The organism is Rhodococcus sp. BP-316, assembly GCF_019836105.1.
GTDB lineage: Bacteria > Actinomycetota > Actinomycetes > Mycobacteriales > Mycobacteriaceae > Rhodococcoides.
In genome coordinates this window covers 177,025-191,860 of the sequence record NZ_JABUEE010000001.1, presented here as the reverse complement: position 1 = coordinate 191,860, position 14,836 = coordinate 177,025, and the positions used below count along the sequence as shown (strand labels likewise).

Sequence of the window (14,836 nt, the reverse complement as noted above, 5' to 3'; positions counted from 1 at the left end):
CCCGAGCCTACAAGCGCTCCTGTGACCCACCACCACTCACCACGACCACGTGTGGACGGCCTCGCCCTCGTGCATGAGCTGCAGGTAGTCGGACAACATGCCCGCCACGGCGCGCTCGCGCGACTCCCCGGCACGCTCGCGTGCGACGACGGCATTGCGTTGCCACACCGATCCGGACTGACGGCGCAGGCATCGACCCTCGATGACCCGGAGGTAGCGGTCGCGCACCTCGGTGTCCACGCCGTACGACGCGAGACCCGCCTCGGCCATGGGCAGCAGTCGGCGCAGGACCAGCTCCTGCGGCGAGATCCAGCCGACCTCCGGCCAGTAGAGCCGCGAGTCGAACCCGCCGCGGGCCGCCGAGTGCAGGTTCTCCACGGCGGCGTCGAACGACATCTGCGTCCACACCGGCCGGTCCGCGTCGACGAGCGACCGCAGGGTGCCGTAGTACAGCGCCGCGTCGGCGAGGACGTCGAGCACGGTCGGCCCTGCGGGAAGAACGCGGTTCTCGAGGCGGATGTGCTGCTCGCCGTTCGAGGTGTCGTAGATCGGACGGTTCCATCGGTAGACGGTGCCGTTGTGCATCTTCAGCTCGGTCAGGCCGGGCGCTCGGCCCGCCGCGAGTTCGGCCATCGGATCCTCGTCGGACACGACCGGCAGCAGCGCGGGGAAATACCGCGAGTTCTCCTCGAACAGATCGAAGATCGACGTGATCCAGCGCTCGCCGAACCACACGCGGGGTCGTACTCCCTGGTTCTTGAGTTCCTGTGGGCGCGTGTCCGTCGCCTGTTCGAACAGGGGGATCCGGGTCTCGTGCCACAGTGCCTTGCCGGCGAGGAAGGGGGAGTTGGCGGCCAGTGCCACCTGCACTCCCGCCAGCGCCTGCGCGGCGTTCCAGTGCGCGGGGAACTCCGTCGGCGAGACCTGCAGGTGCAGTTGCACGGAGGTGCACGCGGCCTCGGGGAGGATCGTGTCGGAGATCTCGTTCAACGACTCGATGTCGTGGCTGCCGGGCAGAGGGACCCCGGTGATCGACAGTTCGATGTCCTCGCCGCGCGCCGCGAAGATCTGTTGGTTGAGCAGGTCGTATCGCGGATTGCTGGACAACCACTGGTGGGCGAAGTGATCCTTGCCCAGCGTGGGCAGCATCCCGATCATCGCCAGGGCGCATCCCTGCTCACGAGCACGGGCGTCCGCGGTGTCCAGAGAGGTGCGTAATCCGTTCTCCAGGATGCGCATCCGGTCGCCCGCCAGCGGTTCCGGGGCCACGTTGATCTCGATGTTGAACTGGCCCAGCTCGGTCTGGAAGTCCGGATCGGCGATCGCCTCGAGCACGGCCGCGTTGGCCATGGCCGGCTGCATCGACTCGTCCACCAGGTTGAGCTCGATCTCCATGCCCAGGCGTGGCTCGTCCACCCGGAAGGTGTCATCCGCCAACATCGCCGCCAGGGCGTCCAGACACTCCTGCACCTTGTGCCGGAACATCTGCCGGTCCTTACGGCTGAACGTGCGCTGCTCGACCTCGTCGCCCATCACGACATTGCACCACGTGGGCGGCCGCCAGGCGCACGACACGGGGGTTCGGCGGTGTCACCAGGGCGAGGCCGCGTAGTCCTTGAGGAACTTCCCGTGCAGATCGACACCGAGCTCACCCTGGACGATGGGGTCGTAGACACGGGCCGCGCCGTCCACCAGATCCAGGGGCGCGTGGAAGCCCTCGTCGGCGAGGCGGATCTTCGTCGGGTGCGGGCGTTCGTCGGTGATCCAGCCGGTGTCCACCGCGCTCATCGAGATGCCGTCGTCGAGCATCTCGTTCGCACTGGTGCGCGTCAGCATGTTCAGTGCGGCCTTGGCCATGTTGGTGTGCGGATGCCCCGGTCCCTTGTAGCCGCGGCCGAACTGGCCCTCCATCGCGGAGACGTTGACGACGTAGGACCGGCGATGCGGCGACGCCGCCAGGGCGACGCGCAGGCGCGAGACGAGGATGAACGGCGCCACCGAGTTGCACAGCTGCACCTCGAGCAGCTCGACGGGATCCACCTGGTCGACGGTGTGCACCCAGCTGTTGGTCGGCGCCTCGTCGGGTACCAGCCCACCCGCGTCGATCGCCGTTCCGGCAGCCATGCGCTGCAGGGACGCCGAACCGGCGACGAGGGCCATGGAGGTCACCTGCGACGGCCCCATGTTCGCCATGACGGCGGTGTCGAGAGCGACGGTGTCGCCGTCGGTCTCGCCGAACGCCCCCACCAGCGCTGCCGGGTGGGCATCGCTCGTCGCGCCGAACGTGCGCACCCCGAGCGCTGCCAGATCGACGCCGTGCTCACCGTCCTCGAGGGCGGTGTACGAGCCGGCGGACCGCTTGACGGTCTGAGCGGCGTTGTTGATCAGGATGTCGAGCGGGCCCTCCGCCGCGACGGAGTCCGCGAACGCGACCACCTGCGCGGGATCACGCAGGTCGATGCCGACGACGGACAGCCGATGCATCCAGTCGTGGCTGTCGGACATCGAGGAGAACCGGCGCACCGCGTCCGCGGGGAAGCGCGTCGTGATGGTCAGGTGAGCACCGTCGCGCAGCAGGCGCAACGCGATGTACATGCCGATCTTCGCGCGCCCGCCGGTGAGCACGGCGCGGCGGCCGGTGAGATCGGTCCGGGCGTCCCGCTTCGCGTGGTTCAGGGCGGCGCACTCGGGGCAGAGCTGGTGATAGAACGCGTCCACCGTCGTGTACCGCTGCTTGCAGATGTAGCAGGGACGCGCACGCTGCAGTGTGCCCGCGGTCTCGGTGGTGGTGGCCGACGTCAGCGCCAGCCCGGCGGTCTCGTCGTCGATGCGGTCGGGTGATCCGGTCGCCGTGGCGGCGACGACGGCGCGGTCGGCGTCGGCGACGCGGGCGCGCGACTCCAGGCGGCGACGCTTCTTCGCGGCCTTGAACATGCCGGCCGTGGCACGCTGCACGGTCACGGCGTCGGGGTGATTGTCGTCCAGGGCCGCCGCGCGGTCGAGCACGCGCAGGCACGCCGCGAGTTCGTCGGGGTCGATGCCCGTCACGCTGTGCTCCGTCATCGCCGCCTCCACGCTCCCGTGTCATGACGAAAGCCCCGATTCCGTGAGGAATCGGGGCTTTCGTCGGTCTGTCTTCGGTGTCCGAGGGGGGACTTGAACCCCCACGTCCGTTAATAGGACACTAGCACCTCAAGCTAGCGCGTCTGCCATTCCGCCACTCGGACAACCCGCGTCACTCCCTGCTGGTCACACACAGTTCACGATCGCGTCGCACCCGTGTTCTCGGTGCGGTCGCTAAATCTAGCCGATACCGCGCCCTGGACCAAAACCGCACGTCGGAGCACCTGCCGAGGCACCTGGAGTGGTAGGAACGAGCTGTGTCCGCAACAGGAGAGAACGACCACCAGACCGAGAAGCAGACCGTGGCCGTGGACGAGGTGGTCGACCTCGTCTCGTCGCTGATCCGCTTCGACACCTCCAACACCGGTGAGCTCGAGACCACCGCCGGCGAGAAGGAGTGCGCCGAGTGGGTGGCGCGCCAGCTCGAGGCCGTGGGGTACGAGACCGAGTACGTCGAGTCGGGTGCGCCCGGCCGCGGCAACGTCTTCGCCCGACTGGCCGGCGCCGACAGCTCACGCGGCGCGTTGCTCGTGCACGGCCACCTCGACGTCGTTCCGGCCGAGCCCGCCGACTGGAGCGTGCATCCCTTCTCGGGTGCCGTCGAGGACGGCTACCTGTGGGGACGCGGCGCCGTCGACATGAAGGACATGGTCGGCATGGCCCTGGCGCTGGCCCGACAGTTCAAGTCGGCCGGCACCGTCCCGCCCCGCGACCTGGTCTTCGCGTTCCTGGCCGACGAGGAGGCCGGCGGCAGGTACGGGTCGCACTGGCTCGTCGAGCACCGACCCGATCTGTTCGAGGGTGTCACCGAGGCCGTCGGCGAGGTCGGCGGCTTCTCGCTGACGGTGTCCACCCCCGAGGGCGACGAGCGTCGCCTCTACCTCGTCGAGACGGCGGAGAAGGGGCTCGCCTGGATGCGTCTGACGGCCAAGGCTCGCGCCGGTCACGGATCGTTCCTGCACGAGGACAACGCCGTGACGTACCTCGCCGAAGCCGTTGCAGCACTGGGTAACCACCAGTTCCCGCTGGTGATGACGGACTCGGTGACCGAGTTCCTCGCCGCCGTGAGCTCGGAGACCGGCCTGGCCTTCGACCCCGAGTCGCCCGACATCGACGGCACCCTCGCCAAGCTCGGCAGCATCGCCCGCATCGTCGGCGCGACGCTGCGCGACACGGCAAACCCCACGATGCTCTCGGCCGGGTACAAGGCCAACGTCATCCCGCAGACGGCCTCCGCCACCATCGACTGCCGCGTCCTGCCGGGACGCAAGGCGCAGTTCGAGCGCGAGGTCGACGCGCTCATCGGTCCGCACGTCGAACGGTCCTGGATCACCGACCTGGAGCCGTACGAGACCACGTTCGACGGGCACCTCGTCGACGCGATGAACGACGCGATCCTGGCGTTCGACGAGAACGGTCGCACGGTGCCCTACATGCTGTCCGGCGGCACCGACGCCAAGGCGTTCGCCAAGCTGGGCATCCGCTGCTTCGGCTTCGCGCCGCTCAAGCTGCCGCCCGAGCTCGACTTCGCGGCGTTGTTCCACGGCGTGGACGAACGGGTACCCGTCGAGTCGTTGATCTTCGGTACCAAGGTCTTCGAGCACTTCCTTCTGCACAGCTGACAACCCCCGAACCCATATCTCCCGAGAGGACCTCATGTCACACGATCCCTACGCCGCACTGCCGTCGCTGCCGTCGTTCGAGCTCACGTCGGACAACGTCACCGACGGTCAGCCGCTCCACGAGGACCAGGTCAGCGGCATCATGGGCGCGGGCGGCCACGACAACTCGCCGCAGCTGTCGTGGTCGGGTTTCCCTGAGGAGACCAAGAGCTTCGCCGTCACCGTCTACGACCCCGATGCGCCGACGGCGTCCGGTTTCTGGCACTGGGCGGTGGCGAACATCCCCGTCTCGACCACCACCCTGGTCACCGGAGCGGGCGACGACAGCTCCACCGGGTTGCCGAACGACGCGATCACGCTGCGCAACGACGCGGGCCTGGCCCGGTTCATCGGTGCCGCACCCCCGCAGGGGCACGGACCGCACCGCTACTTCGTGGCGGTACACGCCGTCGACGTCGAGAAGCTCGAGATCGACGAGAGTGCGTCACCGGCGTACCTCGGATTCAACCTCTTCAGTCACGCCATCGCGCGTGCCGTCATCGTGGGCACGTACGAGCAGAGCTGACGAGAACCGAGTCAGCGCGGCCCGGGCCGCGGGACAGTCTCCGTGCCGACCGCGTCGGCCACCGAGGCGAATCCCGCGGCCCGGGCTCGTCGAGCCAGGCCGACGGCGACGCGGCGCGCCCAGAACGGACCGCCGTAGACGAAGCCTGTGTACCCCTGCACGAGGGTGGCACCGGCGAGGATGCGTTCCCACGCGTCGTCGGCGGTCTCGACACCGCCGACCGAGATCAGCGTCATCGAGTCCCCGACGCGTGCACGCAGTCGGCGCAGCACCTCGAGTGATCGGTCCGCGACGTACGGGCCGGAGACGCCACCCGCTCCGAGATCCGCGGCCCCGGCCGTCCGCAGCCCGTCGCGCCCGATGGTCGTGTTGGTCGCCACGATGCCGGCGGATCCCAGCTCCATGGCCAGGTCTGCCACCGCGTCGACGTCGTCGTCCGACAGGTCGGGCGCGATCTTCACCAGGACGGGCACCGTCACGACGCTCGCCACGGCGGCCAGCAGAGGCCGCAGCGATTCCACCGCCTGCAGATCCCGCAGTCCGGGGGTGTTCGGCGAACTCACGTTGACCACGACGAAGTCCGACAGCGGGCCGAGCAGCCGCGCACTCTCCGTGTAGTCGATCGCGGCGTCCGCCGCGGGAACCACCTTCGTCTTGCCGATGTTGGCGCCGACCGGGATGTCCCCGCGTCGTCCGCGCAGACGCTCGGCCACCGCCGCCGCACCCGGATTGTTGAAACCCATGCGGTTGAGCAGGCCTCGGTCGGCGGGAAGCCGGAAGAGTCGAGGCTGTGCGTTTCCGGGTTGCGCCTGCGCGGTCACGGTGCCGACCTCCGCGAAACCGAACCCCAGCGGACCCCACGCGTCGACACCCTCACCGGTCTTGTCGAAACCGGCGGCCAGCCCGACCGGGGTGGGGAACGTCACGCCGAAGGCGGTCGTCCGCAGTGCCGGATCTCGGACCGAGAGCACGCGCGAGACCAGCGCACGCAGGGGCGCGAATCGAGTCACCGCGACCATCGCCGCGAATGCGAGGTGATGAATGCGTTCCGGAGGGAGCAGGAACATCGCGCGGAGCAGCAGCCGGTACGGGCTCACAGCCTGGAACCTCTCGTCGGGAATCTCGTCGGTGGTGCGGCGCCGCCACTCGGTCAGAGACCGGGATCGGGCACGTGGTGCGCGGTCTTGCGTCGTTTGAGAAGTACTCGCCTGCTGCCGTCGGTGTACAGCCGGACCCGGGAGAGCTCCCACCCACCGAACTCGGCGGAGATGGCCAGCCGCATCGAGGCCGTCACTCGGGTGACGTCCGGCGGCAGCTTGATGGGCACGTACTCCCAGTCGTCCGACTGGGTCTCCCAGCCGACGGGCATCGCACGGTTGTTCCGGTTCACGGATCTCGCTCTCGTCCTCGCGGGCACTCACGCCCGGGTCGGGATCACCTGGACCCCGGCGCCACTGTTCGAGCCTACGAAAAGTTCGCCGGACTGCGAGTCCACGGCGAGCGAGTCGGGCTGGCGCACTGTGGGGAACCGTGCCGACTCGACAGGAATTCCGGAGGTGATGTCGAATCCCACCACCTCGTTCAGTGCGGTCACGGTCACCCACACGGTGCCGTCGTCCTCGCACGCGACGGCGAACGGGGAACCGGCGACGGGGTAGCGCTGTCGCATGATCAGATCGGGGTCGCCCGTGAAGACGAGCAGTTCGTCGTCGGTCGTGTCGGCGACCACGACGGCACCGTCGGCGCATCCGGTCATGCGGGTGGCCCCGTCGCCTGCGCGCAGCGCGGCGCCGAGACGTTCGGCACCGACGTTCACGGACGTCACCGACGTCTGCCGGGTGTCCAGGGACACCAGATCGTCTCCGGTGCGTACGAGACCGTCGACCGACGCCTGACCGGGGATGGTGCTCTCGACCGCGCCGTCGGCTCCCGTGATCACGACGGTTCCGGTCGGCGTCCCGACGGCGTACCCGTCGTCCCACGGCGTCACCGAGGCGGCGCCGCCGTCGATCGCGACGTCGGTCGCCTCACCGGACTGCGCGTCCACCCGGCTGATGCCCGACGACGACGTGACCAACAGTTCGCCGTCCCTGCCGGCGGAGACGGACGTGCCGGGTGCGGAGAGTCGCACCGAGCGCGGATTCTCCTCCGAGTCGAGCGGGGTCAGCAGCAGCGTCGTACCGTCGTCGGTGAGGATCCCGGCGATCCGGTCGCGAGGCTCGATCGCGAGGCCGTCGACGGTGGCCGGACCGCCGAAGCGCGGGTCGGCCGTGACGCCCGCCGGCGTGACGGTCGTGTCGGGGGACACCGCGGCGACCTCCGGCTCACGCGTGTTCAGCTGCTCCGGATCGTCGGAGTTCGCGCATCCTGCTGTGACCGTCGTCACCAGGGCGAGGCCGAGAAGGACGAAACGGGTACTGCTGCGTCGTGCCGAGTGGGCACGGGTCGGTCGGGGTGCCATGGGGGTGATTCTCCTTCAGGTCTTCTCTCATCCGATCATCTCGCCGTCCCGGCGCGAGCACAGGGGAGGGATGTGTCCACCATGACGCGTCTGTACGTTTCGACGAGTGCCTGTCGACGAGAGAGAGCGAGGGAGGGCGCATGACGGGGCCGAGCAATACGGAGTTCTCGGTGGAGGACGTGTCGGTGGGGGCGCACGCCCACGGGTTCGGGTCCACTCCGGACGGGCGGAGCTTCGCCTTCCGGGTACGCGGTAAGTCGTTGCGCGTGGAGGTCTACCGCTCCGACCTGGCGCAGGCCGTTCCCGACGATCTCGACGTCGACGCGGTCGCGGAGCGCGATGTCACGGACGTCGACCTCTCGGACGAGCGCTCGATCGTCGCCGCGGTCCGGGACGCGGTCGCCGACGTCCGTCCGCTCGACTCGCCGCAGCCGCCCGACACCACACTCCTGCGATCGCTGCTCGGGCGGCTGGGCAACGCGATCGACCCGAAGTGACGGTCAGGAACTGACGTCGTCCAGCGCGGAGGTGATGGCCGACGGAAGCGCGACCTCCTCGGCGGCCAACACACCCGTCAGCTGACCGATGTCCCGCGTCCCGACCACGACCGACGCGACACCGGGGCGATCTCGGGCCCACGCCAGAGCCACCGCGAGTGGCGACGTGCCCAGACCGTCGGCCGCCGTGATGACAGCCTCGACCACCTTCCCGCCGTCCTCACCGAGGAAGGGTGCGAGCGCGTAGCGTCGGTGATCGTCCGCGCCGCGTGAATCCGCGGGTACACCGTCCCGGTACTTGCCCGTGAGCACGCCGCCCGCCAGAGCCGACACCGCGAGAACGCCCACGCCGTGGTGGTCGGCCGCGGGGAACAGCTCGTCCTCGGCGCCGCGCGCGAGCAGGGAGTACTCCGCCTGCGCCGCGGTGATGTCGACGGACGCCGACACGGTGGCCAGCTGCCACGCCGTGAAGCCGCGAACACCCGCGTAGCGGACCCGCCCGGACGAGACCGCGTGCTCCAGAGTCGCCGCCACCTCACCGAGAGGGGTCTGCGGATCCCACGCGCCGACGCTCCACAGATCGAGGTGATCGGTGCCGAGCTCGCGCAGTGTCCTGTCCAGGTCTGCGAGGAGCGCGCGCCGCGAGCAGTCGACGGTCCAGTGCCCCGAGGTGTCCGGACGCGAGACGCCGGAATCGATGCTGAGAACCAGCTCACCGCGCGGAACCACGTCGTCGACGATTTCGGCCAACACCCGCACCGCGCGTCCGTCTCCATACGAGGCGGACGCGTCGACGAGGGTCCCGCCCGCGTCGACGAACGCCGTCACCTGCGCCGCGGCGTCGTCACCGTCGACTCCGCGTCCCCATTCACCCGTTCCGAGCCCCAGGCGTGACACCCGCAGCCCGCTGCTCCCGACCGTTCTGTGCTTCATGAAGGCAGTGCATCCGTTTCGCCGTGTTCCGTCCGTGTCTCGTCCTGCCGACACGGTGGTCGAGGCACGACCCTAGTACGGTCGTGCCTCGTGACTTCGACAGGAAACCTCGTCGGTGGCGTCTGCGCGCCGCGGAATCGGACGGCAGGAGAGCAGCGATGATCGCGGAATCGATGTCCTGGGTGCAGGCCCTCGTGCTCGGCGCCGTGCAGGGGTTGACCGAGTTCCTCCCCATCTCCTCCTCTGCACACCTGCGCATCGTCTCCGAGGTCTTCTTCGGTGACGACGCCGGCGCGTCGTTCACCGCGGTGACGCAGCTCGGTACCGAGGCCGCGGTCCTGCTCTACTTCGCCCGCGACATCGGGCGCATCGTCGCGGCGTGGTTCCGCGGTATCGCCGACAAGTCCCAGCGCGACACTCTGGACTACCGCATGGGGTGGTACGTCATCTTCGCCACCATCCCGATCGGGGTGCTCGGCTTCGTCTTCAAGGACGCGATCCGGACGGGTGCGCGCAACCTGTGGATCATCGCGACGCTGCTCATCGTGTTCGCCGTGGTCATCGCCGTCGCGGAGAAGGTCGGCCGACAGACGCGACCGATCGAGAAGCTCACCACCCGCGACGGCCTCGTCATGGGCGCCGCGCAGTGTCTCGCGCTCATCCCGGGCGTGTCCCGATCCGGCGCCACCACGAGTGCCGGTCTGTTCATGGGCCTGACGCGTGCCGCCGCGGTCCGCTTCTCGTTCCTGCTCGCGATCCCGGCCGTCACCGCGTCCGGACTCTTCTCCTTGCCGGATGCCTTCGAACCGGCGGGCGAAGGTCTGCAGGCGTCGGGATCCCAGCTCGTCGTGGCGACGCTCGTGGCCTTCGTACTGGGGTACGCCTCCATCGCCTGGTTGCTGCGCTTCGTCGAGAACCACTCGCTGTACTGGTTCGTCGGGTACCGCATAGTCGTCGGCGTCGCGGTTCTCGGCCTCCTCGCCACGGGTGTCGTCGCAGCGAACTGACGCCACCGCGACGCCGGGCGCCCCTCGCGTCTCACTAGGCTGAGGTCATGACGGTCATACTTCTGCGCCACGGACGCTCGACGTCCAACACGGCCGGCACGCTCGCGGGCAGGTCGGACGGCGTGGAACTCGACGATCTCGGTCGGGAGCAGGCGATGCGTGTCGTCGCCCGTCTCGAGGTGCTCCCGCTCGCGGCGATCGTGCGATCACCGTTGCTCCGGTGCGAACAGACGGTCGCGCCCCTCGCTGCGGCGCGCGAGCTCGAACCCGTCGTGGAGGATCGGCTGCTCGAGGTCGACTACGGCGAGTGGACCGGCAAGCCGATCAAGGATCTCGTGGGGGAGCCGCTGTGGAAGGTGGTGCAGCAGCACCCGTCCGCTGCCGTCTTCCCCGGGGGTGAGGGCCTCGCCGACGTGCAGATCAGGGCGGTGCGCGCGATCCGTGAGATCGACGCGCGGCTCGCCGCCGAGCACGGCGCCGACGTGCTGTGGGTGGCCTGTTCGCACGGCGACGTCATCAAGTCCGTCCTGGCCGATGCTCTGGGGTCGCACCTGGACCAGTTCCAGCGCATCGTGGTGGACCCGGCGTCGATCAGTGTCGTCCGGTACACCGAGACGCGGCCGTTCGTCCATCGTCTCGGCGATCTCGGTGGGGATCTGACGCAGTTCGTTCCGACGCCGCCCGCCGAGACGGACACCACTGCCGAGGCCCCGTCCGACCAGGCTCCGACCGCGTCGGAATCGGACGCCGTCCCCGGTGGTTCCACCGGACAGTGACAACACGCGGATAATGGGAGTCACAGCCGCGGCAGTTCGGCGGCGCGATCTTTGGAGGTGCAGATATGCCACGCGCGATTCACGTCTTTCGCACCCCCGACCGGTTCGTCGCCGGAACGGTGGGTGAGCCCGGCGATCGATCCTTCTACCTCCAGGCAGTGCACGACGCCCGAGTGGTGTCGGTGGCGCTCGAGAAGCAGCAGGTTCAGGTCCTGGCCGACCGTGTCGGGCTCCTGCTCGACGAGGTGGCGAGGCGCTTCGGTACCGATGTGCCGCCCGAGGAAGCCGATCCGAGCGACGTCGACCCACTGGTGATGCCCGTGGACGCCGAGTTCCGGGTCGGGACCATGGGTCTGGGCTGGGACGCCGACGCCGGCGCCGTCGTGGTGGAGCTGCTCGCCATCACCGAGACCGAGATCGACGAGTCGGTGGTGCTCGACGACACCGACGAGGGTCCGGACGCAGTGCGGGTGTTCCTGAGTCCGGAGCAGGCCCGTGAGTTCGCCGCGCGCAGCGAACGCGTCATCGCTGCCGGTCGGCCCCCGTGCCCGCTCTGCGGGGAGCCCCTCGCGCCCGGTGGTCACATGTGCGTGCGGACCAACGGGTACCGGCGCGGCACCGTGCTGGGAAGCGACACCACCGAGTTCGGGGACGAGTCCTGACCTCCGCCGGCGACGCCACCGCGCCCTGGACCGACGACGACACGGATCTGCTCGCGCACGGCGAGATGACCATCGTCGGTCGCGTGGTGCAGGCGTCCAACGCGACGCTAGTGTGCGAGATCGAGCGTGAGGATCCCGCGCCGGCACTGCGCTGTGTCTACAAGCCGGTGCGCGGGGAACAGCCGCTGTGGGACTTCCCCGACGGCACGCTGGCGGGCCGCGAGATCTCGTCCTACCTGATCTCCGACGCACTGGGCTGGGGCGTCGTGCCCACGACCGTGCTTCGGGACGGTCCGCTCGGTGTCGGCATGGTGCAGCGGTGGATCGACACCGTCGAGCGCCTCCCCGAGAAGGGCGAGGGCTACGACATGGTGGACCTCTGCCGCCCCGACCTCGTGCCCTCGTCCTACATCCCCGTGCTTCGGGCCTACGACGATGCCGGCGACGAGGTGGCACTGGTGCACGCGGACGATCCGCGGCTGCACCGGATGGCTGTTCTCGACGTCGTCATCAACAACGCCGACCGCAAGGGCGGACACGTGCTCGAGGCACTCGACGGCTCCGTGTACGGCGTGGACCACGGCATCGCCCTGCACCGGCAGAACAAGCTGCGGACAGTGCTGTGGGGGTGGGCCGGTCGACCCGTCGACGCCGCTCTGGTGGCCGACCTCGTCGACTTCTCCCGCGACCTGCGCGGTGCCTTCGGGGACACCCTCGCGCCGCACATCACCGACGAGGAGATCGAGGCGCTGGCCGGTCGCGTGTCGCGGTTGCTCGCGGAACCGGTCATGCCGGCGCCCGACTCCAGCAGGCCCATTCCCTGGCCCGCGTTCTAGACCGGGCACGCGGCGGCGGCTCCGGCCCGACCGGATAGTCTTCACCCATGCAGTCGTGGCCCGAAGTGGACGTTCCCAGCGTGCCGGGCGAGGGCCCGCCGCTCCGTTTGTACGACACGGCCGATCGCGCCGTGCGTCCCGTCGCGCCCGGTTCGACCGCCACCATGTACGTCTGCGGCATCACCCCGTACGACGCGACGCACCTGGGCCATGCGGCCACCTACCTGACGTTCGACCTCGTCAACCGGGTCTGGCGCGACGCCGGCCACGACGTGCACTACGTCCAGAACGTCACCGACGTCGACGACCCGCTCTTCGAGCGCGCGGCACGCGACGGCGACGACTGGATGTCGCTCGGACAGCGCGAGACCGACCTCTTCCGGTCGGACATGACCGCGCTCCGCGTCATCCCGCCGCGCGACTACATCGGCGCGGTCGAGTCCGTGACCGAGGTCGTGGAGCTCGTCGAGAAGCTCGTCGCCTCGGGCGCCGCCTACGTGGTGGACGACGCCGAGTACCCCGACGTGTACTTCCGCGCGGACGCCACCGAGCAGTTCGGCTACGAGTCCGGGTACGACCGAGCGACGATGGACACCTTCTTCGCCGAGCGCGGCGGAGATCCCGACCGCCCCGGCAAGCGCGACCCTCTCGACGCCCTCGTCTGGAAGGCCGAGCGTCCGGGCGAGCCGTCGTGGCCCTCGCCGTTCGGTCCGGGGCGCCCCGGCTGGCACATCGAGTGCGCGGCGATCGCGTTGAACCGCATCGGATCCGGCTTCGACGTGCAGGGTGGCGGCAGTGACCTCATCTTCCCGCACCACGAATTCTCCGCGGCCCACGCTGAATCGCTCACGGGCGCAGACCGTTTCGCGCGACACTACGTGCACACCGGCATGATCGGCCTCGACGGCGAGAAGATGTCCAAGTCGCTGGGCAATCTCGTCCTGGTCTCGAAGCTCACCGCTGCGGGTGTCGATCCCGGTGCCATCCGCCTCGGTCTCCTCGCCGGCCACTACCGGCAGGACCGCACCTGGACCGACGAGATCCTCGCCGCTGCGCAGGACCGACTCGCGTTGTGGCGCAAGGCCGTGGCGCTCGAGTCGGCACAGTCCGCCGAGGACACCGTCGCCCGCGTACGCCAGCACCTGGCCGACGATCTCGACTCCGCCAAGGCACTCGACGCGATCGATGCGTGGGCACACGACGCCGTGACGCTCGGCGGCTCCGACCCCGCGGCGCCGGGGCTGGTGTCGCTGGCGGTGGACGCGCTGCTGGGTGTGAAGCTCTAGCTCGTCGGGAGTGGTGTTCCACTCGTGGTTCGTGAACGCGGTTGTCCGCGCTGTGACCGATCGAGTGGAACACCACGCCCACGTCGTCCACAGGGTCGCTCGATCCACAGCTTCTCTGTCGACCCTGGTCGGCTGCGCTGACGATCGCACACACTCGTCGACGATCTCGGACATGACCACGTATGACCTGGCGACACGTCGGCAACTGTTGGCGGCAGGAGTCTCCAGCAGTTCCCTCTCTCGCGACTATCACCGCGTGTTACCGCAGATCTACTCTCGCACCGAACCGAGCTGGACCGGACGGTGCGCCGCCGTCCTGCTGTGGAGATCGGACGCCGTCCTCAGTCATCGGACGGCCGCCCGCTTGTACGGGTGGCTCGCCGAACCGGCCATCATCGAGGCCACGGTCCCCCGGGCGAGAAAGGGCCGTACTCCGTCGTGGCTCGTCCTTCATCGACGTGATCTGGCCGGTGATGCCGTCACTCGGGTCGACGACCTCACCGTCGTCACGGAGGCGCAGGCACTCCTCGACTGCGTCGCGATCATGGAACCTCGTGCGGCGGGTCGACTCGTCGATCATCGGCTGGCCGCGGGCATGACACGGGATTCCGTGCGGCGACTCGTCGCGTCGGCACCGGGGCGCTCGGGGAACGCTCGCCTGACCGAGCAACTCAGATCTGCCTCGACGAGGTTCGCATCCGAGCCCGAACGGGTTCTGGACCGTGCCCTCATCGCCATCGGGCTGCGCCTGAAGGTCAACGCGCGGGTCGGGGCGTTCATCGTCGACTTCTACGACGAGGCGTCGCGGGTGATCATCGAGGTGGACGGCCGGGAGTTCCACATCGACGGGGATGTCTTCCGACGAGATCGCGTGCGCCAGAACATTTTGGTCCTGGCAGAATTCCGTGTGCTCCGCTACGCGGCATTCGATGTGCTGCGTGATCCGGACAGCATCGCTCGACAGATCGCCCACGAGGTCAGAAGGCGACGGCACGCTCGTCGCTGAGGGAGTGTTGTGCCAGTGTCAGCCCGAGAGAGCGGATTCCCGCCGCGAACACCCGGTAGTGG

15 protein-coding genes and 1 tRNA gene are annotated in these 14,836 nt (G+C 69.2%); 9 read left to right on the top strand and 7 right to left on the bottom strand.

What is annotated here, in order from left to right; genetic code table 11:
* Window positions 1–36: 36 nt before the first annotated feature.
* From HQ312_RS00850 to HQ312_RS00840, 3 genes are all read right to left on the bottom strand, one after another.
* The gene (locus tag HQ312_RS00850; RefSeq protein WP_027505325.1) at window positions 37–1,533 is read right to left on the bottom strand and encodes a glutamate-cysteine ligase family protein; all 1,497 of its coding nucleotides are present in this window, start codon (window positions 1,531–1,533) and stop codon (window positions 37–39) included.
* A gap of 57 nt (window positions 1,534–1,590) precedes the next feature.
* Window positions 1,591–3,063 (bottom strand): SDR family NAD(P)-dependent oxidoreductase, encoded by a 1,473-nt coding sequence (locus HQ312_RS00845; protein WP_222637567.1) that lies wholly within the window; start codon window positions 3,061–3,063, stop codon window positions 1,591–1,593.
* A gap of 78 nt (window positions 3,064–3,141) precedes the next feature.
* A tRNA-Leu gene (locus tag HQ312_RS00840) sits at window positions 3,142–3,227 on the bottom strand.
* A 153-nt stretch (window positions 3,228–3,380) separates the two neighbouring features.
* Here HQ312_RS00840 and HQ312_RS00835 point away from each other — a divergent pair.
* Complete coding sequence (locus HQ312_RS00835) at window positions 3,381–4,745, top strand: M20/M25/M40 family metallo-hydrolase (protein WP_081821196.1); 1,365 nt, start codon at window positions 3,381–3,383, stop codon at window positions 4,743–4,745.
* 34 nt (window positions 4,746–4,779) lie between these two features.
* Window positions 4,780–5,310, top strand: coding sequence for a YbhB/YbcL family Raf kinase inhibitor-like protein (locus HQ312_RS00830; RefSeq protein WP_027505328.1), 531 nt, complete (start codon window positions 4,780–4,782; stop codon window positions 5,308–5,310).
* Between the two features lie 11 nt (window positions 5,311–5,321).
* Here the strand turns inward: HQ312_RS00830 and HQ312_RS00825 are convergent, their stop codons facing one another.
* From HQ312_RS00825 to HQ312_RS00815, 3 genes are read right to left on the bottom strand one after another with little or no spacing between them, the layout of a single operon-like run.
* On the bottom strand, window positions 5,322–6,407 hold the full coding sequence (locus HQ312_RS00825) for a quinone-dependent dihydroorotate dehydrogenase (protein WP_285184900.1): 1,086 nt from the start codon (window positions 6,405–6,407) through the stop codon (window positions 5,322–5,324).
* 53 nt (window positions 6,408–6,460) lie between these two features.
* Window positions 6,461–6,679: a DUF5703 family protein gene (locus HQ312_RS00820; protein ID WP_037185612.1), complete on the bottom strand. Its 219-nt coding sequence runs from the start codon at window positions 6,677–6,679 to the stop codon at window positions 6,461–6,463.
* Window positions 6,680–6,727: 48 nt separating this feature from the next.
* Window positions 6,728–7,771, bottom strand: a complete 1,044-nt coding sequence (locus tag HQ312_RS00815; protein ID WP_222637565.1) for a hypothetical protein — start codon at window positions 7,769–7,771, stop codon at window positions 6,728–6,730.
* A gap of 140 nt (window positions 7,772–7,911) precedes the next feature.
* Here HQ312_RS00815 and HQ312_RS00810 point away from each other — a divergent pair, with 140 nt between their 5' ends.
* Window positions 7,912–8,268 (top strand): hypothetical protein, encoded by a 357-nt coding sequence (locus tag HQ312_RS00810; RefSeq protein ID WP_056444616.1) that lies wholly within the window; start codon window positions 7,912–7,914, stop codon window positions 8,266–8,268.
* 3 nt (window positions 8,269–8,271) lie between these two features.
* Here the strand turns inward: HQ312_RS00810 and HQ312_RS00805 are convergent, their stop codons facing one another.
* Window positions 8,272–9,201, bottom strand: coding sequence for an aldo/keto reductase (locus HQ312_RS00805; RefSeq protein WP_222637563.1), 930 nt, complete (start codon window positions 9,199–9,201; stop codon window positions 8,272–8,274).
* 161 nt (window positions 9,202–9,362) lie between these two features.
* Between HQ312_RS00805 and HQ312_RS00800 the strand changes: the two genes are divergently transcribed.
* The 6 genes from HQ312_RS00800 to HQ312_RS00775 all read left to right on the top strand — a co-directional run bounded on the left by HQ312_RS00800 (window position 9,363) and on the right by HQ312_RS00775 (window position 14,774).
* Window positions 9,363–10,208: an undecaprenyl-diphosphate phosphatase gene (locus HQ312_RS00800; protein ID WP_027505333.1), complete on the top strand. Its 846-nt coding sequence runs from the start codon at window positions 9,363–9,365 to the stop codon at window positions 10,206–10,208.
* A 47-nt stretch (window positions 10,209–10,255) separates the two neighbouring features.
* The gene (locus HQ312_RS00795; RefSeq protein ID WP_222637561.1) at window positions 10,256–10,984 is read left to right on the top strand and encodes a histidine phosphatase family protein; all 729 of its coding nucleotides are present in this window, start codon (window positions 10,256–10,258) and stop codon (window positions 10,982–10,984) included.
* 65 nt (window positions 10,985–11,049) lie between these two features.
* Window positions 11,050–11,646, top strand: a complete 597-nt coding sequence (locus tag HQ312_RS00790; protein WP_027505335.1) for a DUF3090 domain-containing protein — start codon at window positions 11,050–11,052, stop codon at window positions 11,644–11,646.
* Window positions 11,643–12,482 carry an SCO1664 family protein gene (locus HQ312_RS00785; RefSeq protein WP_373425285.1) on the top strand — a complete coding sequence of 280 codons (840 nt, stop codon included), beginning with the start codon at window positions 11,643–11,645 and terminating at the stop codon, window positions 12,480–12,482. Before HQ312_RS00790 ends, HQ312_RS00785 begins: the two co-directional genes overlap by 4 nt.
* Before the next feature lie 47 nt (window positions 12,483–12,529).
* Window positions 12,530–13,768, top strand: coding sequence for a cysteine--1-D-myo-inosityl 2-amino-2-deoxy-alpha-D-glucopyranoside ligase (gene mshC / locus HQ312_RS00780; protein WP_222637560.1), 1,239 nt, complete (start codon window positions 12,530–12,532; stop codon window positions 13,766–13,768).
* Between the two features lie 172 nt (window positions 13,769–13,940).
* Window positions 13,941–14,774 (top strand): endonuclease domain-containing protein, encoded by an 834-nt coding sequence (locus HQ312_RS00775; RefSeq protein ID WP_222637559.1) that lies wholly within the window; start codon window positions 13,941–13,943, stop codon window positions 14,772–14,774.
* The last annotated feature ends 62 nt before the right edge of the window (window positions 14,775–14,836 follow it).